Below are 25,729 nucleotides of genomic sequence, written 5' to 3'. Positions count from 1 at the left end.
TTTACTTTTTTAAAGGACAGTTACTAAGGATATACTTCTGCGCTTCCTGTTCTATTTGCGCTTGTGTCTTGATAGGATTTTGGCGTAGCCACGCCTCCAAATCTGCCCGTTCAAAGAACAGCATCTTACCCTGCGGTTTATAGTGGGGTATCAAGTTACCCGAAGTCAGTTTGTACAGGTAACTTTTGGAAAGGTTAAGAAACTTGCTTGCTTCATCAAAGCTAAGCACATTCTTAGTTAAAAACAACATCTGTTCGAGTTCCTCAACTCGCATCTCTAATGTCTTATCCATATTGCTTTTTTTGGATTAAGTGAAACAATATGAAGGTGCGCACCCTCGTTTTCTTTTCGTTAACGAGGGCAAAGGTATTGAGGATTAGCTTGATAGTGGATTAAGCTATGTTTGAGGTCTTAACCTATTCTTAAAGTCTTTTCAGTTGTTTGATATAGTTGTATATGGTTGCAAATCCTTTCTCATGGGAGATGCCTTTCACATAATTTGTTGCTGTGGCTAAGTCCCCTTGATTGAGGTATTTATCCCTACTTTTGTCTTTGGAAAGAAACAGTTTATTATTGGAAATAACCGATTGCCAATTAGCGGTAATTAAAGACCTATTACTTAATTCCGAAAAAAGGAAAGCTACATATCTATTATTGTTTGACCTTAATATTGCATTAGGCTTACAGGAGAGTATCGCTTTCAAGTCATCAACAGTTACAGAGGCATTGAACATCTTAACCTCATTGATGCAATCCGCAATCAATTCTATCTGTTTGTCATTAAGAATTGAACCAAACGGATTTTCAGTTTCAGCAATAGGGGGTACGGCTTTTATCGGAAATTCGACGTTTGTTATTGGCTTCTGTACTTCCTGCTCCTGCTGTGGTTGCGTTTCTATCTGCACTCTGCTTTCTTTCTTTTTTCGCAAATATGCCAAATATCTTTCCAGCACAACGGCTTTAACAACTACGGAAAAATAAGGCAGTTCTTCATCATAAACTGAATTGTCCTGTTCGTATCGGGAATAATCAAATGAAAGAGGAGAGAATAAAAGGTATTTTCTTTTTTCATCGGGCTTCAAGGCTTCATAAAAACCGCTTTCCCAAAAGAAATCGGGTATAGAGTAAAAATTTTGAATATCATCCAGTACGGAATAACGGATGTAAAGTTGTGCCAATTCATCTGTGGTGCGAATGTACTCCTGCTGTTCCAGTTCATCAGCCTGTTCACGGCTCAAATATTCAGACTTCGCAGCAATGCTATCCGTTATAATTTGATAGGCATGATTTATACAACGGTTGAATATGCTTTGTATATGGTCGAATTTCACTTTCAATTCTTCTTCTGTCATAAGATACTCTGTTTCAGTTAGTAGAAGCAAAGATATATTTTTCTTGTGAAAGAAGGGCAAAAAAAGAAAGAAAGTACGGTCGCCATAGTCCGTACTTTCTTATAAATTAGTCTGTTAAATTCGGTATCAAACTTATAGCTTCTTCCTTCTTTTTATCCACAATCTTGGCATAAATTTGGGTAGTCGCAATATTTTTATGCCCCAACAGCTTACTAACCGTATATAAATCAGCCCCTAATGTTAGCATCATAGTTGCATGGGTATGGCGTGAAACATGAAAGGAGATATGCTTAGTAACTCCTGCCGCTTTAGCCCATTGTTGAAGTGTTTTATTTATTGTCCCTTCATGTGTCAAAGGAAAGATTAAATCGCTGTCTATAGCTTCTCCTCTCTGCGGCAACCACTTCAACGCTTCATCAGATATAGGAAGATAAAGAGGCTCTTTAGTTTTTTGCATTTTTATCTCAATCCTAATTCTATCACCGCTTTTTTGTAAATCATTCCATTTTAGCTTTCTTAAATCGCTTATTCGCAATCCGCATAAGCAGCTAAAAAGAAAAGCCTGTTTCATTATCTCATATTTACATTCCGTATTTATCAAGAGTTTCAATTCTTCAATGGTCAGATACTCTCTACGGCTTGCTTCTGCTCTCACTTTATCGGCAAAGTCAAACTCTTTTGTCGGGTTTACTGTTATAATGCCATCTTTATAAGCTCTGTTTATTGCAGTCCGCAATACTCCATAATAAGCAACTACCGAATTATTGCTTAATAATCCACCTGCTTTTGTTACTCCGTATTTACTCGCTTTCTTTGCCTGCTTTAAGAAATCCACAAAACTACTAAGGAAATCCTTATCAATATCACGAAAAGCGATATAATCCCCTCTAAACAATTTCAATTCACGGATAGTATTCCCGATAGTCTTTTCATAATTCAGACTGCCACGCTCTTTAGATTGCTGTCGCATATCCATCAAATAATCAAGTACGTTTGCTTTGGATTTATTAGTATTCTGAAAACCGTGCGCATCATTCTGCAACTCAACAATCCGCTTGCTCTGAATAGCTTTGGCTAGTGCCAAAGTCGCTTCATTCTTAATCTTATCCTCCCTCGTCTTTTCAGGGATAAGATATAATTTCAAAAACTCATATTGCCGTTTACCACCAACATAGTTTTCTTTTCTAATCACGTCGCCAGTGTAATAATCCAAATAGATGGATTGATTACCATTGGCAAGCTGCTTAAATCTGATTCTTACAGGTTCTTTCAATTTGACCTCTTGTTTCTTCTTCGCCATACTTATGTTTTTATTTTGTTACCGATGGCAAATATAGATATTATTTTTGTTACTCAATAGCATTTGAGTAACAAACTGGTAACAAAATAAAGGAATTTATAGGCAAACACAGGAAAGCAAGCAAAACAAAGGGAACAAGATAAATAAAAGAAAAATCACTATATATCAGATATTTATATTTAATTTTCCAGCTCTTTCTTTCTCTTTTTCCAAAGTTGCCAGCTATTAATAATGTTCTGCCAGAGGACGTACGAGCCGGGACCGACTGACGAAAGCGGATCCAGATAGGTGTAAGACATCCAGATGGCAAGCACGGTGTTCTTCTGTCCGAGCGCCTGCCCGGCGCTGATGCGATCGAAATAACGGGTTCCGATCCGTTTCCCTAAATAGAACTGAATGACACAGGTTATAAATCCGGCCAATGCAATCAACACCTCAACACCCACTGCAGCATCACTATTGGCAAGCGATTTTACAGTCTGGGCTGTTACAATTGTAAGGGCAACAGCCCAAAGATAGAAAGCCATATCACGGAAGCCCAACAAGAAATGATGGACTTTCGGAAGATAATAACGAAACAGCATCGCCAGGATAAACGGGAAAAGCAACAACGGGAACACTTTGCTCAATATTTTCAGGAATGCCGTCAGGAAAGTAATATTAGCATGAGGCTCCACCAAAGGGAACATCAGCGGAACAACGATTGCCGCCAGGATATTGGACAACAGCGTATAAGTAGTCAAACTGGATGCACTCCCTCCCAATTTACCGGTAATAACAGCAGCTGCCGTCGCCGTCGGACAAATCAGGCAAACCATCGCCCCCTCAAACACTTCCTTATAAGATCCTTCCAAGCGGACAAAAATCAGAAAAGCGGCTATCGCCGAAGCAGAAACAAGCTGGAACAGCAACAGCCATCCGTGCCAGGGAGACGGCAACAACTCATGCGGCTGCACCTTGCAGAAAGTCAGCAACAGCTGTGCAAAGATCAGGAAAGGGGTCAAATAGGCAACTAAAGAATTCATAAACGGTTTTGTCGGCTCCAGAAAAGTGAAGTTGGCAAACATAAAATAACCTAACACACCGGCCAACATTGCAATAGGCAACGTCCAGTTTTTCAGAAAATTCAACATAATACCTATTCTTTATATTTTCGGGACAAAGATATATATAATATTAAACCCGAAGAACTCTTTTTTTCTACAAATCGCCAAATAAGCTATTCCCGTACCGTTGCGGGTTTATAAGGGAAAGTAAACCCGAACGTCGTCCCCTTTCCGACTTCCGACTCCACCCATATCTCACCGCCAAGATATTCAATGATCATCCGGCAAATAGAAAGCCCCAGGCCGGTGCCCTGGGCAAAAGCATTCAGTTTGACAAAACGTTCGAATACGCTGTTCTGCTTCTCCGGCGGAATACCACAACCGGTATCCGCCACATAAACACGCAGCATCTCCCCGTCTTGTATCGAGAAGCCAAAGCGTATGCTGCCTTCTTCCGTAAACTTGATAGCGTTGGTTATAAGATTTATAAGAACTTGCATAAACCGGCTTTTGGCTATCGAGACGAAACAATCCTCCTGCTTCCGTTCGAATATCAGCTTGACATGATTCGTTATACGGCTCTGCATGGATACTTCCAATTCATGTAGCATGGTGTTTATATCGACATCCGAATAGATGAAATCCAATGTCCCCGCCTCTATCTTCGACAAATCCAGGATATCATTGATAAGCTGCAACAGCAAGACATTATTGTTTTCGATGATATGAACATATTCTTCTTTCTCCTCCGCATCGTCCGTCATGGCAAGAATATTGGAGAAACCAACAATTGCATTCAAAGGCGTACGGATCTCGTGGCTCATATTGGCCAGGAAAGCAGACTTCAGCCTATTGGACTCCTCGGCCTTATTCTTGGCGTTCAGCAGTTCCTCTTCCACTTTTTTCCGGTCTGTAATGTCGATTACGGAACCAATCAGTGATGTCGGTTTTCCGTCTTCACCCCTTTTCTCAACAGTCGCATATGTTTCCACCCATACCAGTTCGTCTTCCCCCTCCGGAAGAATACGATACTCCTCCTTTATCTTATCGACATGGCCAAGTAGCAAAGCCTTGCAAGCCTCTTCTATCTTACCCCTGTCGTCCTCGTAAATCTTTGCAAAATATTCAGAGGCCGGTGCTATCAGTTTACTTTCATCAAACAACCCGGAAAAACCGGTGTTCCCGGAAGGGTTCATTTCACAAAGGATGGTCTGCTGGACCAAATCCCATTTCCAGGGAACAATGTTTACCACATCCAACGACATGGAGAGCTTTTTGTTCAGAGAACGTAATACCTGTTGCGCTTTAACCACTTCCGTTACATCCGACATGAACAGGTCGACACAACACGGCGTACTGGACGGGATGATCAGGACATTCAGATAATGCTCGGCCGGCTCATAGTAATATTGGACACTGAGTTGCTTGTTTTGTGCCAATATAAGCGAACAGGCCTGCATATATTGCACCAAACGGGAATGGGACAGCTCCGAACCTTTCTTATTCAGGAAATGAGTTTTTCTATCGAATAACTTTTCAAATTCAGGATTGACATCGACTATCAAATAATCGACGGCATTGCCTCCCTCATATAAGATCTGCTGCTTCATATAGGAAATAGGCATACAGTTGATCAGCTGCCTGTAATTCCTCATAAACGCAATTTCCCTGGTGTGGAATATCCGTAGCTTGTTCAATGATTTAATCCGCAGGCACAGGAATAAGATAAAGACGAAAAGGACTCCACTGCCTGCATAAACATGGTTATGATATTGCTGCCAAAATGATGGAGGTTTCATATAAAAGATAGCATCGGAAGGCAGATCAAAAAGCGGAATATTCTTTTGCATCAAAACCTGGTAGTTCAACACCGAACGCGGCTGACCGGGAGTAATAACGGCATGCAGCTTTTTCCCTTTCAATATATCACTGACAATTCCGGTAAGCGTAGTAGAGATATTGGATTCCGGATAAAAAAATCCCCCGACCATCCCGTTTTCCACTATTCCCATGTCGTTCAGGGTGAAGATAGGAGCGTCCGTATAAGAACTCAGCATCCGGTAAGTGTCGGAACTAAGGATATCCCGATTCCCCTGCTGATTTAAAAGAATCCATGAATAATACAAAACACAAGTCCGTTTATCCACACGGCTCAATAGAGAGATAAGTTCATCCGTACTCGTATCTCCGGCTGTTATCAGTTGCAGTTCAATATCCGGGAAATCATTCTCCATGACATCTTGGATAAAACGCTTATTCTGTGCACTGATATAACGCTTATCCGCCAGAAAGATAAGCCGTTTCATATCGGGTTTCAAATTCTTTATCAGATTGACCGTTTCGGATATATATTCCGGGACATACAGTATAGTCAGGTTATGGAAGGTTTCGACCATCTCTGAAAGGTTGATTTGCAGTTCTTCCGGACAAGCCTCCTTAGACAAGTAATATTCATAGGGAGCAATAAAATCCTTCTCCGCACAAACTAAAAGCGGAATATCTTTACCCCAACGGCGTTTCAACTCGTCCCGCAACAACATATAAGCGCTATTTCCCAGTAAAATCACTAAAGAAGGAGGCGTTCCCGTATATTTCCGGGATAAATAAGTTGAGAAATTCTCGACATCAGCATCCGTCTTTATCAGCATCAGGTCCATATTTTCCGTATAGGCAGTCCAACTTTCATCATCTGTTGTCATTTGCTCATAGACCGGCGCCGTAAAAATACGGCTCCAAGGATTAGATTCCGTATAAGAGTTTATGATTAGCACATAACTGTTTTCGCCCCCATCCGGAGAAGCATAGGATGGCAAGGTGGTTATTATCAGAAAAACCACCAACAAAAAAAGGCCCTTTAAATGATACCAGCGTTTCATATTTGTACTATTTTAGCCCATACTCCAAAACCTGTTGAAAATCAAAGATACTCTTTTAAAAATGCCCAAAGGTAAGAAAAAAAGATATAGCAAAAGAAAATGACCACAGAATTAATTATCCATATTATGATAATCAATCTATGGTCATTCTATAACCAATGTCATGCCCACCCGATTGTGGACTATTGAATACTTATTTTCTGAACGGAGGTCTTACCACCTGTGCTTTCAGGTTGCGGTTGCGGACCTTGATGAAGATTTCCGTTCCGGCTTTTGCATATTCGGGTTTCACATAGCCCATGCCGATACCTTTCTTCAATACGGGAGACATCGTACCGGATGTTACCACACCGATCACATTATCTTCTTCGTCGACGATTTCATATTCATGACGGGGAATACCTTTGTCAACCAGTTCGAACGCACACAGTTTGCGTGTCACGCCTTCCTTCTTCTGGCGTTCCAACTCGGCACGGTTCGTAAAGTTCTTTCCTTCTGCAAACTTAGTGATCCAACCCAGGCCGGCTTCAATCGGAGAAGTCGTGTCGTCCAGGTCATTGCCATACAGGCAGAAGCCCATTTCCAGGCGCAACGTATCACGCGCGCCCAAACCGATCGGTTTGATGCCTTCCGGTTTTCCGACTTCAAAGATTGCATTCCAGATCGTCATTGCATCATCCGGATAGAAATACAGTTCGAAACCACCGGCTCCGGTATAACCCGTATTGGAGATAATCACATTCTTGCAACCGGCAAACTCACCTGTTACAAATGAATAATAAGGGATGGAAGACAGATCGACCGGAGTCAGGCGTTGCAGCACTTCAACGGCTTTCGGTCCCTGGATAGCCAACTGCGCCGTCCGATCAGAGGAATTTTCCAATTCGGCTCCAACCGTATTATGGCTTACACACCAATCCCAGTCCTTCGCGATATTACCGGCATTGACTACCAACAGATATTTCTCCGGCTCATAGTGATACACTAACAGGTCGTCCACGATACCGCCTTTATCATTCGGGAAACAAGTATATTGAGCCTTGCCAATCGGCAGGACAGAAGCGTCGTTCGACGTGATACTCTGGATGAAAGCCAATGCGTTCGGGCCTTTTACCCAGAACTCGCCCATATGTGAAACATCGAACACACCTACGCCGTTCACAACGGTCATGTGTTCATCAATAATACCGGTATATTCAATCGGCATGTTGAAACCGGCAAACTCATGCATTTTGGCACCTTGTGCAATGTGCACATCGGTAAAGGGAGTTGTTTTCATGTTATTATAAATTTGTTTAAGATTTTTGAGCCAGCAGCTCAGCTATTTTGATAATTGTTTCCATACTTTTTTCCAGCGACTTGACCGGAAGAAATTCATAACGGCCGTGGAAGTTCAATCCTCCGGCAAAAAGGTTCGGACAAGGCAGGCCCATAAAGGAAAGGCGTGCACCGTCCGTTCCGCCGCGAATCGGTTTGACCAGAGGCGTCACACCGGCAGCCGTCATCGCGTCGAATGCCAGGTCTATGATATATTTCTTCGGCTCAACGACTTCACGCATATTGTAATACTGGTCGCGCAACTCCAAGGTCGTACTGCCCGGATGCATTTCGTTCATCCGTTTCACCAGCTCTTGCAGCAATTCTTTCTTCTGTTCGAAGGCTGTCCGCACATGATCGCGAATAATGTAAGAGAGGGAAGCCTCTTCAACCGTCCCGCCCATAGCTGTCAGATGGAAGAAACCGTCATAGCCGTCCGTATGTTCCGGACGCTGTGCGGCCGGTAGCCAGGAAGCAAATTCCACAGCCAGCAGGGAAGCGTTGAGCATCTTGTCTTTTGCATAACCCGGATGCACGTTCAACCCTTTGAAAAGGACTTTCGCACCGGCAGCGTTGAAGTTCTCATATTCCAGCTCGCCAATCTGTCCGCCGTCAATCGTATAGGCCCATTCGCAACCGAATTTCTCCACATCGAAATGGTCAGCACCGGCACCGATCTCTTCATCCGGCGTAAAACCGATACGGATCTTGCCGTGTTCGATCTCCGGATGATCCTTCAGATATTTCATAGCCGAGATAATAGCGGCCACACCGCCTTTATCATCAGCCCCCAACAGCGTCTTGCCGTTCGTCACAATGATATCCTGTTCCTTATAATCATTCAGTTCGGGAAACATCAACGGAGAAAGCACGATGTTCTCTTCCGCACACAACACGATATCGCCACCCTTATAAGTCACGATACGGGGTTGCACGTCTTTTCCCGACATATCGGGACTTGTGTCCAGATGGGCAATGAAACCGATCGTCGGAATCGCCTTCGCCGTATTGGCAGGCAAAGTTGCCATCAGGTAACTCTTATCATCGAGGGTTATATCCTCCAACCCGATCTCTTTCAGTTCCTTAACCAGTGCTTCTGCAAACACGAGCTGTCCCGGCGTACTGGGCGTCGTCCCCGTCGTTTCGCTCGACTGCGTGTCGAACGTCACATACTTCAAAAATCTATCTGTTACAGTCATAAGCTTATTATTAATGTTACAAGCCCTAAAAGTAATCAAAGTGTCACGAACAACAAAATTTAGAAGCAACTACTTCCGTCAAAACAGTGTGTACAAACTTTACATTTCGGCAATCCGATTGCTTCCACCAATGTTTCCAGCGTGTTGAACTTTAATGAGCTCAAACCGAAACGCTCGGCAATGATATCCACCATCCTCTGGTATTCGGGTGAACCGGTTGTCGCATATTTGTCCAGATTCTTATTTTCATCACCTTCCAGTTCCTGGATGATACGACGGGAAATCAGTTCGAGGTCGCTCTTCGAAGAAGTGAACCCGATAAACGGACAACCGTAGATCAGCGGCGGACAAGCGATACGCATGTGTACTTCCTTTGCCCCATAATCATAAAGGATCTTCACGTTATCGCGAAGCTGCGTGCCACGGACAATAGAGTCGTCGCAAAACAAAATCCGCTTGCCTTCCAGCATGGCACGGTTCGGGATCAGTTTCATCTTGGCAACCAGTGAACGCATCTCCTGATTGGCCGGAGTAAAACTGCGCGGCCAGGTCGGTGTATATTTTGTGATCGCACGGTGGTAAGGAGCGCCTTTTCCTTCGGCATATCCCAACGCCATACCGACGCCCGAATCCGGAATACCGCAAACGCAATCCACATCGTATTCGTCTTTCTTTCCCATCTTATAACCGCTTTGGAAACGGACCTCCTCGACATTCTTGCCTTCATAGCAGGAAACCGGGAAACCATAATAAACCCAAAGGAACGAGCAAACCTGCATCTGTTCGTTAGGCTTACGCATCTGCTCGATGCTGTCGGCACGCAAACGAATGATTTCGCCCGGACCGACGAACCGCTCGATTTCATAATCCAGATTGGGCAAACTGCTCGATTCGCTGGTGGCGGCAAAAGCGCCTTCTTTCTTACCTATAATAATAGGAGTACGTCCCCATTTGTCCCGGGCAACAATGATTCCGTCTTCCGTCAGCAGCAGCATAGAGCAAGAACCTTTGATCCGGTTATAGACATTCTCGATTCCTTCGACAAAATCTTTTCCCTGTGTAATCAGCAGGGCAACCAGTTCGGTCTGGTTTGTTTTGCCCGAACTCAACTCAGAAAAGTGCATGTTCGCCTTCAGCAAATCCTGTTCCAGTTCATCAATGTTGTTGATCTTCGCTACCGTCACGATCGCGAACTTTCCAAGATGCGAATTGATCACAATCGGCTGCGCATCCGTATCACTGATAATACCGATTCCTGCATTTCCTACAAACTTGGGAAGAGCAGGTTCAAACTTGGTACGAAAATAAGAACTTTCCAGATTGTGAATGGAACGGGTAAAGCCGGCTTCTTTATCGTATGTAGCCAGACCGCCTCGGCGAGTCCCCAGATGAGAATTGTAGTCGGTGCCATAGAATAAATCAACAGCGCAAGCCGACTTAGAAATAGTTCCGAAAAAACCACCCATTGTAAATAGTGTTTTTGATTTTTGAATTAGGTTACAAAGGTACAAGATTATTTAGAAATTTCAGAAGTTACGCCCACACGTTTGCATTTTTTACAGGGGAAACTTCGCTTATTCCTTACTATCTTAACCACAAAATAGATGCAAACACAATAAAAGATCGAAACGAATAATTCCGCTTTTCTATATAAATACGCTTCCCCTAATTTTCAACTTTCAACTCATAACTTTCAACTATTCCGGGGGGCTTATTGTATAAAACGCATTTTCAAGCCTCAAAAGAGAGCTAAAAGCAAATAAACGTTAACCCACTTTTCGACCGTCAAAAAGGGACTTTTTCCTCTTTTTTGAGCGTTTTCAACAATTACGACCGTCCTCTTTGCCATTGTGACCGTGCTAATGTGTAGTGTACTCGGCACCTCGCGAAGATTAGCACGGTCATAATGGCGATTTGGACGGTCGTAATTGAAAAAAGGACCGTTGTAAGGGCAAAAAAGCACCTGAATTTCCTTGGGATATTTGGGACGCCGTCCGTTTTATTTTCAAATATTCGATTCTCCGGGAGTTAAGCTTTATCACTTTGTCGGCATTTCCGCCTTCCGACAATCAAATTGCACGTTTTTCGAAACGGACTGCGCACCTCGCTTTTCCTATTGTCAGAAAGGGGAGTTTAAACCGCAAAAAGAGTCAATCCAAAATCGATCAAGATTTCGGACGAAATAGAAAAACAGTCGAAACAGGGGGTTATTGTCTATTTCTTTATTTGCAGGAGACCCAAAACTTGATACATAAATCAATACACACCACTTCCGATAGACACAAATAATACGGAAAGAATCAGAGCGAAAAAGAATACATTCCGCGCAGTATGTCCCAATGTACGGTTCAAGGCTTTTCCTTCCAATATAAACAGCTCGCGGGTCGTATAGAAGCAGAGGGCGAACAGTATCCCGAATAGAAACAAAGCCCACCAAGGAGCATCCAACAAAAGCGGAAGGATAAGGATAAACGCCACACATTCATTCATTATATAGAACACCCGCCCAAAACGACGGCCGAACAGCACGATTGTAGTACGCTTTCGAGCCGCCTTGTCTTGCTCATAATCTCTGTAGTTATTGACGACCAAAATATTGACTGACAAAAGTCCCAGAGCGACAGAAAGCAAAAAAGACAGTAATGAGAAACTCAGCGTCTGTATGTAATAGGTGAAACAAACCGGGATAATCCCGTAGAACAAGAGCACGCAAACATCTCCCAACCCGTTATAGGCCAGCGGAAACGGCCCGGCAGAATAGGCCAGCACACAGACGGCAATCGCCACTCCCACCAACAACAACCGCCAGTCGGCAAAGAAAATCAGCATCAGACCAAACAGGCAAGCCAATCCTAACATAACAAACGTACCCGCCAACATCGCTTTCGGACTGATCCATCCCTGGGCAACTGCCCGTTCGGGCCCCAGACGGTCTTCCCTGTCGGCACCCTTTTTAAAATCAAAATAGTCATTCGCAAAGTTACTGGCGATCTGGGCAAAAAGCGCCACCAACAAACAAAGGATTGCCGGCAAAACATCAAACGCCCCGTCATAATAAGCCAACGCACTTCCCAGCAAAACCGGACTCACCGAAGCCGGCAACGTCTTGGGACGGGCCGCTTCCACCCAAGCTCCGACTATAGATTTTTTATGTTCCATTTCTTTCTTCTGCATAATTCGTATGCAAAAATAAAAACAAAAAGTGCATAGATTTGCTTTTTACACAAGAATTCATATATCTTTGCAGCATGAAGAATTTTCTATTCATATTAACCTTGCTGTTCGGCATGTTGCTTTTTGTTCCTGAAGAGGAACAGAAAAGTTGCACTGCGTCCGACTTGTCGGCACAGAAAGAGGCCATTATGATGGAAAAGGGCGCTGCCGATATGCAACATAATCTGGAAATATTGACCTGCGACCTGAAAGACAGCAACTGCCTGACGCCACGCAGAACAGTCCAGACTGTCAGCAACACGATAAACATACGATTACTGAAGATTGAAGAAAAAACAATCCAGTACTTCCGTCTGAAAGAAATCAATCTTTTGCGGAAAGTATCTGAAGAGGTAACAATATGTCAAACCATTAACTTTTCGACTCTCCTTTGCCGTATGGGCTATCATGTGTATGGCCTGCGGAAAATCATTATTTGATTCCAAGTGAATAATTCGTCTTTTGTATGGAATACTTGTTCCATACCGCTTATCTATTGCATTCTCCGGAATGCAAACAAATTATTATTCACTTAAAAATCAAATTATTATGTCTACAAAAAAGAATAAATCCAGCATCTATATTTATATTATCATTACTATTATCGGTTGTGTACTCGCTTGCAGTTCCATCATCCCGAACGACTATTTAAAACTTGTAGTCGTAATGGGAGCTCTTGGCACAGGCCTGTATGGTATCATGAAGGGGCTCAGTACGCCTTCCACCACGGAAGAAACGGCTGTCGATGAGAAATAAAAACCGGATTATACAACCTCAAAAAGACATAGAAATGAAAATAAATAAAGACTTAGTGGATGCAATCATGATGTTGTCATTCATTATTTTGGTATTGGTCGGAACAACTGACTTCTCAAATATGTTAATTAAAGAGATAACGATGGGTGGTCTTGCCCTGCTGAGTATAGCGATGATTGTTTTGCGTATCATTGGTATGCGTCAGGAAGCCAGTAGTTCTCATGGAGAATACGAATATTAATTATATACGAATTCCTAACAACCCTAACTGAATGTCTATAATGCTTCCTGCTGCTTACTTCGGGGTGATCCCGAGGTTTTCCGAGGTACGTTTTTCTGCCTATAAAAACAACTTGCTGTTAACTTGGTCACGGCAAAGGTTCTTTGCCGGGCAGCAGGAAGCAAGACATTTTTATTGATTAACAAACAAATAAGGAAGAAGGGGCCATGATAACAAGTCTGACGTTATTGATTCTTTCGCTGGTTGCTCTTTATATCGGAGCCGGCTGGCTGGTTCAGGGGAGTTCCGATTTAGCTCTCAAAGCCAAAATTTCACCATTGGTGATCGGCCTGACAATTGTCGCATTCGGAACAAGTGCACCGGAACTGGTAGTAAGCCTGAATGCAGCACTTAAAGGCGAGGGAGAAATAGCGATTGGAAACATTCTCGGTTCCAACATCTTCAATATCGGAATCATATTAGGTATTTCAGCAACCATCTATCCGCTTCAAGCCAAAAAACAATTGCTCCGCATCGATATACCGGTTATGCTGATTGCAACGATACTACTGACAATCTTTTTCTGGAATGGGGAATTGGGCAGGATGGAAGGCAGTTTCTTCCTGGCCGGCATTATTCTCTACACCATATTCAGCCTCTACTATTCCCGCAAACATGGTGAAGAGCCCAACCTGGAACTGGAAGAGCAACCCAGGCACTGGGCGTTCGACACACTCGAAATTGTAGGCGGCTTAGTTGTTCTGATCTTTGCCTCCCACCTGTTAGTCGAAAACGCCGTCTCCATCGCCAGAGAAGTCGGTCTGAGCGAGGCTGTTATCGGGCTTACAATCATTGCAGCCGGGACAAGCATGCCGGAACTGGCAACAACCATTGTAGCCGCCTCCAAAGGTAAAACAGACATTGCGATCGGCAATATTGTCGGTTCAAACCTGTTCAACATTCTGGCGATAGCCGGCTCTTGCTCACTGGTACAGCCTATCGTAGCAAAGAATGTGAACTACATCGACCTTCTTGTCATGTTGGCGATTTCTTTACTCTTGTTGCCTCTGGTAAAAAGCGGGCAGAAAATTACAAGGACAGAAGGATTGGTTTTGGTTATCGTTTATATCATCTATGTGTTCTGGCTGTTCCGGGATGCGATATAAAGACATAGATTTCTCCAGTATAGTTTCAAGTAAATAATCTGTTCTATTGTAGAGATAGAGATTTATTGTTTTCTTTGTATACTAATTGTTATTTATCATGAACAAAAAAACAGTATTAAATAAGTTATCTTTCTTAAAAGAAAGGCTATCTTCCCAATATGGAGTAAGCAAAATAGGGCTCTTCGGCTCCGTTATCAGGGAAGAGAACAGGAAAAATAGCGATATTGACATTCTAATAGATTTTCAGGAAGGGAAAGAGACATATCAGAACTTTCTGTCTGTATGCGAGACTTTGGAAGAGCTATTCCAAAAACACAAATTGGATATAGTCACATTGAAGGGGCTCAGCCCTTTTATTGGCAAGCAAATTTTAAATGAAGTGGAATATGTCTAAGAGCCATATAGCTTATTTACAACACATTTTACAGGAATGTCACTATGTATCTTCTGTTGTAACGAATAATTTACCAATGTATGAGTTTCTTTCTGATGAAACATTAAAAAGAGCAGTTGCCCGCAGTCTGGAAATTATAGGTGAAGCGACCAAAAAGATACCTGTTGACATTAAATATGAGTGGCAAGATATATCTTGGAAACACATGGCTGGCATGCGGGATAAACTGATCCATGATTATATGGGTGTAAATTATCTGATTGTCTGGGATGTTGCAAAGAATATCATACCTGTTCTAATTCCTCAAATTGAAGCTATCATAGAAAAAGAGCAATCCAAGTAGATGATCAATCGAACGTCCATTTAACGGCCAATGTCGGAATTGCATAGAATCCTTTACGGGCACCGAAGTTCTGACTCAGCTCGACCTCACTTCCGACGCTTAGTTTAAACTTATCGTCAACACGTTTCAGCTTGTTCAGGTTCACCCAAAACTGGGGTTCCGAAAGGAAGATGAAGTTCCGGTGACTGCCGTCTTCATAAAATGTCTGTTCGCGCCAAAAGTCTGCAAAGCCGATAAAGGTACACAAGCCGTTCTTGGCAAAATGGATATACCAAGTCCCTGTCAACTGGAAATTATTGGGCTGTCTGTGTTTCTGGATATATTTATACATGGCGGTAAGGGTGAAGCCTTTCGTAAACGATTTATTGTTCCATGTATAAGTAGGACCACCCAGATAGGCATTATTATAAGAAAAACTGTTGGAAGCTCCACCATTATACTCGACATGTATGGAGAATGGCGGTTGCCAGAAACGCAGTTCGCGGGAAATCTCCCAATATCCGGCGGCAACGCCTTTGCTGGTATAATCCATATCGATAAAGAAATAGGTGCTACCCCACTTATCCGCCTTGAACATCTCGACCGTAGAGGTCAGAACCGGGCGCCCGTGCAAGTCCTTATCATAAAGCGCACCGCCGAAATCATAATGTAACTGTACGTTCTGCGCCTTCCCACAGATAACAACCGCCAACAAAGCTGCCAGCATAAAGAGCTTTTTCATCTTATCTTGAATTGTTAAAATGTTAAAGAGAGGTGCAAAGATATGAAATAATCATATTCTATTTATGCTATGGAGATAAGGATATCTCCTTTTTATCAACTATATTTGTAACGGATATATTAAAGTGAAGAATATGGAAAGAACTGTTTTTAATGCCGCCCAATTGCAAATATTAGATCTGATGTCATACGTAGAAAGTGAAGATACGCTCAATGAGATTAGAGATATGTTGTCTAACTATTTTGCCCAAAAAGCAGAAAAAGCGATTGATAAGCTATGGGATAGTGGGCAAATCAATGACTCCACCATAGAAGGCTGGAAAAAGGAACATATGCGTACTCCCTATAAATCAAAACAATGAAAAGAATTGTATTAGATACAAACTGCCTCTTGATGTCTTTATCCCGAAAAGGTTGTTATTACTCTATATGGAGTGATTTCTTTACAGGAAAATACATTTTATGCTATACCAATGATATATTGGAAGAATATGAAGAGATTATTTCTATGAAAATGGGAAACGAGATCGCCCAAAACATTATTAAGGCAATAATAACTCGTACGAACACGCTCAAACTGGATGCACACTTCCATTTTAACTTAATCAAATCTGACATAGATGATAACAAGTTCGTTGATTGTGCCATTGTTGCTAATGCTTCTTACATAGTGAGTGAAGATCATCACTTTGAGGTCCTTAAAACGATCGATTTCCCAAAGGTTGAGCTTATTGATATTGATACCTTTATTGCTTTACTTAAAAACGAGTAAAAAATAAGAGCGTGCCAAATACACGCTCTTATATTCTTTTCAATCATTATAATTCTCCTCATTTACCAAATAACCACCCGGTCAGCCGGCAACATATACATCGGATCGCCTTCCTTGATATCGAACGCGGTGTAGAATGCATCGATGTTGCGGAGGGCGGCATTGACGCGCCATTTGCCTAATGAGTGCGGATCGATCTTGGTCAGGCGCAGGATTTCTTCGGGACGTATGTTTTGTGCCCAAAGGTTGGCGTATCCCAGATAGAAACGCTGTTCATTGGTGAAACCGTCGATCGGCGCCGGCGTTTCTTTTCCTTTCAAAGAATTGAGATAAGCCAGGTGGGAAACCATCAAGCCACCCTGGTCGGCAATGTTCTCGCCCAATGTGTAACGGCCGTTGGCATGGACACTGTCCACCACAATAATATCGCTATATTGCTGGGCCAGGCGATCGGCACGTTGTGTAAAGAGAGCTGCATCCTCGGCTGTCCACCAGTCACTCAGGTTGCCGTCTTTATCGTAGTTACGTCCCTGGTCGTCAAACCCGTGCGTCATCTCGTGACCGATTACGACACCGATCGCACCGTAATTCACGGCATCGTCAGCTTCCGGATTGAAGAAAGGAGGTTGCAGGATGGCTGCCGGGAAACAGATTTCGTTTGTCGTCGGGTTATAATAAGCATTTACGGTCTGCGGGCTCATCCCCCAACGGGCTCTATCGACGGGCTTGTCTACATCTGCCAACATATAATTGTATTCGAAGATGTTAGAGCGACGTACATTCGCCCAGTAAGAATCGTTTTTGATTTCTAAATTGCTGTAATCACGCCATTTGTCCGGATAACCGATCTTGACGATAAAGGCAGCCAATTTCTCCTGCGCCTTTGCCTTCGTCGCATCGCTCATCCATTCCAGTCCGGCAATCCGATCACCTAAGGCTTTCTGCAGATCGCCCACCATTTTCAACATCTTTTCCTTTGAAGAAGCCGGGAAATATTTAGCGACATACATCTGGCCGACAGCTTCCGACAAAGCGCCGTTGACAGTAGACAGGGCACGTTTCCAGCGCGGCTGCTGTTCCTGGCGTCCGGACATCGTCTTTCCGTAGAAATCGAAATCGGTTGCCACAAAAGCATCGCTCAGGTAGGGAGCGGCAGAGCTAAGCAGGTTGAATGTCAGATAATACTTCTGCTCGTCCAACGTCGTATTCTTCATCAGGGCTGCCAGGCCTTCGTAGAAAGGCAACTGTTTTGCATCCAGATATTTGATCTCCATCAGACCCATGCTTTCAAAATAGACATCCCAGTTCAGCGGATCATTCTTCGCTTTGAAATCTTCTATGGATATTTTATTGTAGTTTTTCTGGGAATCACGCAGGTCTTCACGGCTGAAGGAGATTTCGGCAATGCCTTTTTCGATCTTCATGATGGCATTGACTGCGGCATCGGCCTGTTCGGGAGAACTGCCGGTCAGAGTAAACAAACGGGTGATATATTCTTTGTAAGCCTCGCGCATCTTCTGGCTGCTTTCGTCTTCCAACAGGTAGTAATCGCGATCGCCCATACCCAAGCCGGCCTGGTACAGCTGTACGATATTCATGGAACTGTTCTTTTCATCGGCATCCACAAACAGGGCGAAGAAAGGAGCCATTCCTTCTTTATGGAGAGTGGCAACCATTTTTGTCATCTCGTCTTTTGTGCCCAACCGGTTGATTTCGGCAAGTTGTTCCTTGATCGGCGCATACCCGTCTTCGTTCAACTTCACACTGTCCATCCCCATCGCAAACAGCATACCGATCTTCTGCCCTACGCTACCTTCCGGCTGCGGCTCGGCACTCAATCCCTCGATAAGGGTACGGATCTGTTCCTGATTGTTATCACGCAACTGGTCGAAAGTACCAAAGCGTGCATATTCCGGTTTCAGCGGATTGTTCTTCATCCAGCCGCCACAGGCATACTGGTAAAAATCGGTACCCGGAGCTACGGCCGTATCCAGGTTTGCCAGATTGATTGCGTCATTTTTAGCAGCCTCCTTCACAGGAGTTTTGCTGCATCCTACCATTGCAACCATTCCGGCTGCAACAAGAGGTATCGCCATTAACTTTTTCATTTTGTTCAACGTTTATACATTTATCAATGCCGCAAAGGTACACAAATTGAGCTAAATAGAACTATTTTTTCCTATTATGAACCATAAATCCACTTGCAGATAAGTGTATTTTATGTACTTTTATCCCCGGAAAATATTTATAAACTTAATTTATATCATGAAGTATCTACAAAACACTGCCATCTGCTTGATGGTCCTGTTGCTAATCGCTTTTTCGAGTTGTAACCGGAAGCCGGCGGGAGAACATTCTTTCGCCATCGGTAACAAAACATTCCTATTAGACGGAAAACCTTTTGTGATCAAGGCTGCGGAAATCCATTACACCCGTATTCCGGCCGAATACTGGGAGCACCGTATTCAACTCTGCAAAGCACTCGGCATGAATACGATCTGTATCTATGCATTCTGGAATATACATGAACAAAAGCCCGGCGAGTTCGACTTCAGCGGACAAAACGACATTGCCGCCTTCTGCCGTCTGGCGCAAAAGCATAATATGTATATCATGTTACGCCCCGGCCCTTACGTTTGCTCAGAATGGGAAATGGGAGGACTGCCCTGGTGGCTGCTGAAGAAAGAAGATATCAAACTGCGTACCAACGACCCGTACTTCCTGGAACGTACGAAGCTCTTCATGAACGAAATCGGCAAACAGCTTGCCGACCTGCAAATCACAAAGGGCGGTAATATTATAATGGTACAGGTGGAGAACGAATATGGCTCGTATGCAACGGATAAGGAATATATCGCCAATATCCGCGACATTGTAAAAGGCGCCGGATTTACGGATGTACCCCTCTTCCAGTGCGACTGGAGTTCCAACTTCCAGAACAATGCGCTCGACGACCTGGTCTGGACGATCAATTTCGGTACGGGAGCCAATATAGACGAACAATTCAAGAAGCTGAAAGAGGTTCGCCCGAACACTCCGTTGATGTGCAGCGAGTTCTGGAGCGGCTGGTTCGACCATTGGGGACGCAAGCATGAGACGCGTGACGCCGAAACGATGGTTGCCGGAATCAAGGATATGCTCGACCGCAACATATCGTTCTCCCTTTACATGACACACGGAGGTACGACTTTCGGCCATTGGGGTGGCGCCAACAGCCCGGCCTACTCGGCCATGTGCAGTTCTTACGATTACGACGCACCGATCAGTGAAGCCGGATGGACGACTCCGAAATATTTCAAACTGCGCGAACTGCTTGCCAATTATATGGACGAAGGAGAAACGCAATCCGAAGTGCCGGCTGCACAACCCCTCATCGAAATACCCGAATTTGAGATGAGCGAAACAGCCCCCTTATTCGATAACCTGCCCGAACCGAAAACATCCGAAGAGATCAAACCGATGGAACAGTTCGACCAGGGTTGGGGCACGATCCTGTACCGGACCACCCTGCCTGCCGTGACATCAGGCACGACTCTGCTAATCACAGAAGTGCACGACTGGGCACAGGTCTATGCCAACGGTAAACTGTTAGGACGCCTGGACCGCCGCCGCGGCGAAAACTCCCTCAAACTGCCCGCGTTAGCTGCCGGAACCCAGCTGGACATCCTGGTGGAAGCGATGGGACGCGTCAACTTCGACATCGCAATCCACGACCGTAAAGGTATCACCGAAAAAGTGGAACTGCTCAACGAAGGCTCGACACAGGAGTTGAAAAACTGGCAGGTATATAACCTACCGGTAGACTACTCGTTTGTACAAGACAAGAAATATGCTCCGGGAAAGAAAGTGGACGGACCGGCTTATTATCGTGCCACATTCAATCTGGATAAGGTAGGCGACGTCTTCCTCGATATGCAGACATGGGGAAAAGGCATGGTCTGGGTGAACGGAAAAGCCATGGGCCGTTTCTGGGAAATCGGACCGCAGCAGACGCTCTTCATGCCGGGCTGCTGGCTGAAGGAAGGCGAAAACGAGATCATCGTGCTCGACCTTTTAGGCCCGAAGAAAGCAACAATCACCGGTCTTAACAAACCGATCCTGGATATGCTCCGTGCAGAAACGCCGATGACGCACCGCAAAGAGGGCGAGAACCTCGACCTCAAAAACGAGAAGCCGGTAGCCGCAGGCACCCTGCAAGCCGGAAACGGATGGCAGGAAGTTAAATTCGACGCTCCGGTCAAAGCCCGTTTCTTCTGCCTCGAAGGTTTGAATGCACAGAATGGCAAAGACAATGCTGCCATCGCCGAGTTCTACCTGTTGGGCGAAAACGGCAAACCGCTTTCCCGCCAGCATTGGCAGATCGCCTATGCCGACAGCGAAGAGACACGAGGAGGCAATTTCACCGCCGATAAAATCTTCGACTTGCAGGAATCGACCTATTGGAGCACGGCTTACAGAGATAAATACCCGCACCAGTTCGTACTCGACCTCCGCGAAGATGTCGTTATCACCGGTTTCCGGTATTTGCCCCGTGCAGAAGAAGGATATCCGGGCATGATCAAGGAATACAAAGCGTATGCCAAGATGAGCCCGTTCAAATTCTGACCAATCATTTATGCCGTAAACAACATACATTATGAAATTGAAAACAGCTATCATCTGCGCAGCTTTCCTATCCGCCGGTTGGAGCCTTTCTCATGCAGCCCAACCGGAAAGCACGGATAGCGAAGTGGCCGTGATCGATCCGTCCCAACGCCACCAGCAGCTCGAAGGCTGGGGCAGCTCCCTTTGCTGGTGGGCTGCCCAGGTGGGCAACTGGGATGAGAAAAAGGTAGACGAAATCGTCGACCTGATCACCTCTCCCGACAAACTGAACATGAATATCTTCCGCTATAACATCGGAGGCGGCGACGATCCTGCACACGCAGACGGCCACATGGTAAAAGGGAAAGGGAAACGGGCTGAAATGGAGGGGTTCAAGGACTCTCCCACAGCTCCCTATAACTGGAATGCGGACAAAGGACAACGAACGATTCTCCTCAAGATCAAAGAGAAGCGTCCGGATGCCATCTTCGAAGCATTCTCAAACTCCGCCCCCTACTGGATGACCTACAGCGGTTGTGCGGCGGGGAACGTAGACCCGTTGAAGGATAACCTGAAGCCAGAGTATTACGAGATGTTCTGCGACTACCTGCTGGATGTCTGCAAGCACTACAAAGCGGCTTACCAGATCGACTTCAAGACCTTGGAGCCTTTCAACGAGTCATACTCTAACTACTGGTATGCGGAAGGTAGCCAGGAAGGCTGCCACTTCGAACCCGCCACCCAGATACAGATCATCCGGATGCTATACCCAAAATTGAAAGCATCCGGCCTCACCACTGTCCTGTCGGCATCCGACGAGACCAATCTCGACCAGTTCCTGACCGTACAGAAAGCCTATCAGGCAGCCGGCGACATCTGGGATAAGTTGGGACAGCTCAACACGCATACCTATTCCGGCACAAACGCGGAACGGGAAGCCGTACGCGAACTTGTCCGCCAGGCTGGCAAGCCCTTCTGGCAATCGGAAACCGGCCCCAGCGGAGGCAGGGATTTTGAAAGTAACCTGCTGCTTGCTCAAAAGATGTTCGACGACCTGCGGATCATGCGCCCGCAAGCCTGGCTGGACTGGCAGTTGATGGAAGAGAACAACGGCGAATGGTGTGTCATGCGCGGTAACTTCAAGACACAAGAATATAAACCGGTCAAGAACCTGTATGTCCGTATGCAGATCTCCCGCTTCATCAAACAGGGTTATACCTTCATCGAATCGGGGAACGAGCATACGTTAGCTGCCCTCTCCCCTTCGGGCAAAGAGTTGGTTGTAGCTGTTTTGAACACGACAGAGCGGGAACGTTCTTTCAATATCGACCTGAACAAGTTCTCCGGCAAGATCACGGCTGTAAACAACTGGCGGACAAGCGAGACGGAAGACTGCCAGCCATTCCCGGCAGTCTCTTTCAAAGGGAAAAAGCAGACGTATGTAAGTCCGGCCAGGTCGTTAACGACATTCGTCCTGACAATTGACAATTGACAATTGAGAATTGACAATTCAGTTAGACATTTTATGTGATAAATCATTAACTTATAAATTCATATATTTACATGAAAGCACTATTAGTAAGCCTGATGGCAGCCGCCGCGCTGCCTCTGCTTGCGCAGAAAGACGCGAGCATCCGCATCTACCCGCAACAAGGGACACAGCAGATCAGCAAACACATCTACGGGCAGTTTGCCGAACACCTCGGGACCTGTATCTACGGCGGATTGTGGGTAGGTCCCGAATCTGACATACCCAACACGCAAGGCTATCGCAACGACGTGTTGCAAGCCTTGAAAGACCTCCACATCCCTAACCTGCGCTGGCCGGGGGGCTGCTTTGCCGACGAATACCATTGGATGGACGGCATCGGACCGAAAGAGAACCGCCCGAAGATGGTCAACAACAACTGGGGCGGGACGATCGAAGACAACAGCTTCGGCACGCACGAGTTCCTAAACCTTTGCGAACTGTTAGGCTGCGAGCCTTATATCAGTGCAAATGTTGGTAGCGGGACAGTTGAAGAGATGGCCAAGTGGGTGGAATATATGACTTCGGAAGGCGACAGCCCGATGGCACGCCTGCGCCGCCAAAATGGCCGCGACAAAGCCTGGAAAGTGAAGTTCATCGGTGTCGGCAACGAGAGCTGGGGATGCGGCGGAAGCATGCGCCCCGAATACTACTCCGACCTCTACCGCCGCTACTCCACTTATTGCCGCAACTACGACGGCAACCGGCTTTTCAAGATTGCCAGCGGTGCCAGCGACTACGATTATAACTGGACCGAGACGTTGATGAAGAACGTGGGCGGACGCATGGACGGAATCTCCCTTCACTATTACACGGTGACAGGATGGAACGGCAGCAAAGGCTCCGCAACCGAGTTCAACAAGGACGACTATTATTGGACAATGGGCAAATGCCTCGAAATCGAAGATGTCGTCAAGAAGCATATCCAAATCATGGACAAGTACGACCCGCAGAAAAAAATCGCCCTCATGGTTGACGAATGGGGCACCTGGTGGGACGAAGAGCCGGGAACGATCAACGGCCACCTGTACCAGCAGAACACCATGCGCGATGCTTTCGTGGCAGCCCTCACCCTGAACGTGTTCCATAAATATACGGACCGCGTCAAGATGACCAACATCGCCCAGATCGTCAACGTGCTTCAATCCATGATTCTGACGAACGGCCCGAAGATGTTGCTCACGCCGACCTACTACGTCTTCCAGATGTATAACGTGCACCAGGACGCGACCTTCCTGCCGATGGACCTGATCTGCGACAAGGCGAAAGTGCGCGATAACCGCGAAGTGCCGATGGTAAGCGCCTCCGCCTCCAAAGACAAGAACGGGGCGATCCATATCTCGTTGGCAAACGTGGATGTCGACAATGCGCAAAACATCACGCTCGACCTGCAGGGACAGAAGATCAGCCGTGTCAACGGACGCATCCTGACCTCCGCCTCCATCAACGACCACAACACCTTTGAAAAACCGGACGCAGTTAAGCCGACAACCTTCAACGGTGCCAAGATCGAAAAGGGGCAACTGAAGATCAACCTGCCTGCCAAATCAATTGTCGTGCTGGAAGTAAATTAATTCTCAATTGTCAATTGTCAATTGTCAATTAATTCCTACTTTTGTCCGGAGAAAACAAAAACACTATATATAAACTTAAAGATTATGAAACCTACATTATTCTTATTGGCTGCCGGAATGGGAAGCCGCTATGGAGGCTTGAAACAATTGGACGGACTGGGTCCTAACGGTGAAACAATCATGGATTACTCCATTTATGACGCCATTCACGCCGGTTTCGGTAAACTCGTATTCGTTATCCGCAAAGATTTCGAGCAAGACTTTCGCGATAAGATCATATCCAAGTATGAAGGCCATATCCCATGCGAACTGGTATTCCAGGCATTGGACAACCTGCCCGAAGGCTTTACCTGCCCGGCAGAACGGACGAAACCCTGGGGTACGAACCATGCTGTCATGATGGGTGCCGACGTGATCAAGGAACCGTTTGCCGTTATCAACTGCGACGACTTCTACGGCCGCGACTCTTTCCAGACAATGGGTAAGTTCCTCGCCGCACTGCCCGAAGGCTCTAAGAATGTATATTCGATGGTAGGCTTCCGCGTAGGGAACACGTTGAGCGAAAGCGGTACGGTTTCACGCGGTATCTGCAGCACAGATGCAAACAACCTGCTGACTTCGGTTGTAGAACGCACGAAGATCCAGCGCATCGACGGCGAAGTGAAGTACATCGACGACAACGGCGAATGGACGGCAACTCCCGACACGACACCGGTCAGCATGAACTTCTGGGGCTTCACTCCCGATTACTTCGCCTACAGCAAGGAATTTTTCAAGACATTCCTAAGCGATCCGAAGAACATGGAGAACCTGAAGAGCGAGTTCTTCATCCCGTTGATGGTCGACAAGTTGATCAGCGACAAAACTGCCACAGTCGAAGTATTGGATACCGCCAGCAAATGGTTTGGCGTCACCTATCCGGAAGACCGCCAGGAAGTGGTCGACAAGATCCAGGCATTGGTCGATGCCGGAGAATATCCGAATAAGCTGTTCTAAGAATCAGATTCCGATATTTGCGCTACAAAGCGCTACATATAACACCCCTCAGGTTTTAACTTGCGGGGTGTTTTTTTATATAAAGTGCTTTTCGATGGATATAGATATGTTCTTTTGATACATCCTCCTACAAAGCCTGCTCTTTTGACTCAGATATTCTTAGTTTTGGACCTTCTGTAAATTGAAAAATATACATTAACCCCCTGTTTCGACTGTTTTTCTATTTCGTCCGAAATCTTGATCGATTTTGGATTGACTCTTTTCACGGTTTTAACCCACTCGGATGACAACAGAGAAAATGAGGTGCCGAGCCCATCCCCAAAAGCGTACAATTTGATTATCGGAAACCGGAAACAGCTGCAAAGTGATAAAC

Annotated in this window: 23 protein-coding genes; 12 read left to right on the top strand and 11 right to left on the bottom strand. The window is 45.3% G+C overall.

Features of this window, described 5'->3' with window-relative positions; all coding sequences use genetic code 11:
- Position 1: 1 nt before the first annotated feature.
- From DWW90_RS10695 to DWW90_RS10655, 9 genes are all read right to left on the bottom strand, one after another.
- Entirely contained in the window at positions 2-292 is a 291-nt protein-coding gene (locus tag DWW90_RS10695) for a helix-turn-helix domain-containing protein (RefSeq protein ID WP_122344956.1), read from the bottom strand.
- Between the two features lie 130 nt (positions 293-422).
- Positions 423-1,352 (bottom strand): hypothetical protein, encoded by a 930-nt coding sequence (locus tag DWW90_RS10690; RefSeq protein ID WP_122344955.1) that lies wholly within the window; start codon positions 1,350-1,352, stop codon positions 423-425.
- Between the two features lie 106 nt (positions 1,353-1,458).
- A complete protein-coding gene (locus tag DWW90_RS10685) occupies positions 1,459-2,652 on the bottom strand; it encodes a site-specific integrase (protein ID WP_122344954.1) in 1,194 nt (397 codons plus the stop codon).
- A gap of 179 nt (positions 2,653-2,831) precedes the next feature.
- The gene (locus DWW90_RS10680; RefSeq protein ID WP_122344953.1) at positions 2,832-3,785 is read right to left on the bottom strand and encodes a transporter; all 954 of its coding nucleotides are present in this window, start codon (positions 3,783-3,785) and stop codon (positions 2,832-2,834) included.
- A gap of 86 nt (positions 3,786-3,871) precedes the next feature.
- Complete coding sequence (locus DWW90_RS10675) at positions 3,872-6,574, bottom strand: ATP-binding protein (protein ID WP_122344952.1); 2,703 nt, start codon at positions 6,572-6,574, stop codon at positions 3,872-3,874.
- Between the two features lie 193 nt (positions 6,575-6,767).
- On the bottom strand, positions 6,768-7,853 hold the full coding sequence (gene gcvT, locus DWW90_RS10670) for a glycine cleavage system aminomethyltransferase GcvT (protein ID WP_122344951.1): 1,086 nt from the start codon (positions 7,851-7,853) through the stop codon (positions 6,768-6,770).
- A 16-nt stretch (positions 7,854-7,869) separates the two neighbouring features.
- On the bottom strand, positions 7,870-9,090 hold the full coding sequence (pepT, locus tag DWW90_RS10665; protein WP_115499445.1) for a peptidase T: 1,221 nt from the start codon (positions 9,088-9,090) through the stop codon (positions 7,870-7,872).
- Between the two features lie 59 nt (positions 9,091-9,149).
- Positions 9,150-10,556 (bottom strand): amidophosphoribosyltransferase, encoded by a 1,407-nt coding sequence (locus DWW90_RS10660; RefSeq protein ID WP_122344950.1) that lies wholly within the window; start codon positions 10,554-10,556, stop codon positions 9,150-9,152.
- Between the two features lie 790 nt (positions 10,557-11,346).
- Complete coding sequence (locus tag DWW90_RS10655) at positions 11,347-12,249, bottom strand: 1,4-dihydroxy-2-naphthoate polyprenyltransferase (RefSeq protein ID WP_122344999.1); 903 nt, start codon at positions 12,247-12,249, stop codon at positions 11,347-11,349.
- Positions 12,250-12,338: 89 nt separating this feature from the next.
- Between DWW90_RS10655 and DWW90_RS10650 the strand changes: the two genes are divergently transcribed.
- The 6 genes from DWW90_RS10650 to DWW90_RS10625 all read left to right on the top strand — a co-directional run bounded on the left by DWW90_RS10650 (position 12,339) and on the right by DWW90_RS10625 (position 15,182).
- Entirely contained in the window at positions 12,339-12,743 is a 405-nt protein-coding gene (locus tag DWW90_RS10650; protein ID WP_122344949.1) for a hypothetical protein, read from the top strand.
- A 109-nt stretch (positions 12,744-12,852) separates the two neighbouring features.
- A complete protein-coding gene (locus DWW90_RS10645) occupies positions 12,853-13,059 on the top strand; it encodes a hypothetical protein (RefSeq protein ID WP_115501321.1) in 207 nt (68 codons plus the stop codon).
- Positions 13,060-13,093: 34 nt separating this feature from the next.
- A complete protein-coding gene (locus DWW90_RS10640; protein ID WP_115501330.1) occupies positions 13,094-13,300 on the top strand; it encodes a hypothetical protein in 207 nt (68 codons plus the stop codon).
- A 206-nt stretch (positions 13,301-13,506) separates the two neighbouring features.
- Positions 13,507-14,445, top strand: a complete 939-nt coding sequence (locus tag DWW90_RS10635; RefSeq protein ID WP_122344948.1) for a calcium/sodium antiporter — start codon at positions 13,507-13,509, stop codon at positions 14,443-14,445.
- Between the two features lie 97 nt (positions 14,446-14,542).
- Positions 14,543-14,839, top strand: a complete 297-nt coding sequence (locus tag DWW90_RS10630) for a nucleotidyltransferase family protein (protein WP_122344947.1) — start codon at positions 14,543-14,545, stop codon at positions 14,837-14,839.
- Entirely contained in the window at positions 14,832-15,182 is a 351-nt protein-coding gene (locus DWW90_RS10625) for a DUF86 domain-containing protein (RefSeq protein ID WP_122344946.1), read from the top strand. The genes DWW90_RS10630 and DWW90_RS10625 overlap by 8 nt, the downstream gene beginning before the upstream one ends.
- A gap of 4 nt (positions 15,183-15,186) precedes the next feature.
- On the opposite strand, the gene DWW90_RS10620 is transcribed toward DWW90_RS10625, so the two are convergent.
- Positions 15,187-15,903: a DUF5020 family protein gene (locus tag DWW90_RS10620; RefSeq protein ID WP_122344945.1), complete on the bottom strand. Its 717-nt coding sequence runs from the start codon at positions 15,901-15,903 to the stop codon at positions 15,187-15,189.
- Between the two features lie 133 nt (positions 15,904-16,036).
- Between DWW90_RS10620 and DWW90_RS10615 the strand changes: the two genes are divergently transcribed.
- Both DWW90_RS10615 and DWW90_RS10610 read left to right on the top strand, forming a co-directional pair.
- Entirely contained in the window at positions 16,037-16,264 is a 228-nt protein-coding gene (locus DWW90_RS10615; RefSeq protein ID WP_122344944.1) for a hypothetical protein, read from the top strand.
- A complete protein-coding gene (locus DWW90_RS10610) occupies positions 16,261-16,674 on the top strand; it encodes a putative toxin-antitoxin system toxin component, PIN family (RefSeq protein WP_122344943.1) in 414 nt (137 codons plus the stop codon). The genes DWW90_RS10615 and DWW90_RS10610 overlap by 4 nt, the downstream gene beginning before the upstream one ends.
- Before the next feature lie 62 nt (positions 16,675-16,736).
- Here DWW90_RS10610 and DWW90_RS10605 read toward each other — a convergent pair whose 3' ends face one another.
- Entirely contained in the window at positions 16,737-18,782 is a 2,046-nt protein-coding gene (locus tag DWW90_RS10605; RefSeq protein WP_122344942.1) for a M13 family metallopeptidase, read from the bottom strand.
- Between the two features lie 190 nt (positions 18,783-18,972).
- Between DWW90_RS10605 and DWW90_RS10600 the strand changes: the two genes are divergently transcribed.
- The 4 genes from DWW90_RS10600 to DWW90_RS10585 all read left to right on the top strand — a co-directional run bounded on the left by DWW90_RS10600 (position 18,973) and on the right by DWW90_RS10585 (position 25,356).
- Entirely contained in the window at positions 18,973-21,279 is a 2,307-nt protein-coding gene (locus tag DWW90_RS10600) for a beta-galactosidase (protein WP_233547708.1), read from the top strand.
- A 31-nt stretch (positions 21,280-21,310) separates the two neighbouring features.
- Positions 21,311-22,750: a glycoside hydrolase gene (locus DWW90_RS10595; protein WP_122344940.1), complete on the top strand. Its 1,440-nt coding sequence runs from the start codon at positions 21,311-21,313 to the stop codon at positions 22,748-22,750.
- Positions 22,751-22,821: 71 nt separating this feature from the next.
- A complete protein-coding gene (locus DWW90_RS10590; RefSeq protein WP_122344939.1) occupies positions 22,822-24,360 on the top strand; it encodes an alpha-N-arabinofuranosidase in 1,539 nt (512 codons plus the stop codon).
- 84 nt (positions 24,361-24,444) lie between these two features.
- Positions 24,445-25,356, top strand: coding sequence for a nucleotidyltransferase (locus tag DWW90_RS10585; RefSeq protein WP_115501328.1), 912 nt, complete (start codon positions 24,445-24,447; stop codon positions 25,354-25,356).
- The last annotated feature ends 373 nt before the right edge of the window (positions 25,357-25,729 follow it).

It is taken from the genome of Parabacteroides sp. AF17-28 (assembly GCF_003479205.1).
GTDB lineage: Bacteria > Bacteroidota > Bacteroidia > Bacteroidales > Tannerellaceae > Parabacteroides > Parabacteroides acidifaciens.
The sequence above is the reverse complement of the archived record's forward strand: the minus strand, read 5'-3'. Positions and strand labels throughout refer to the sequence as shown.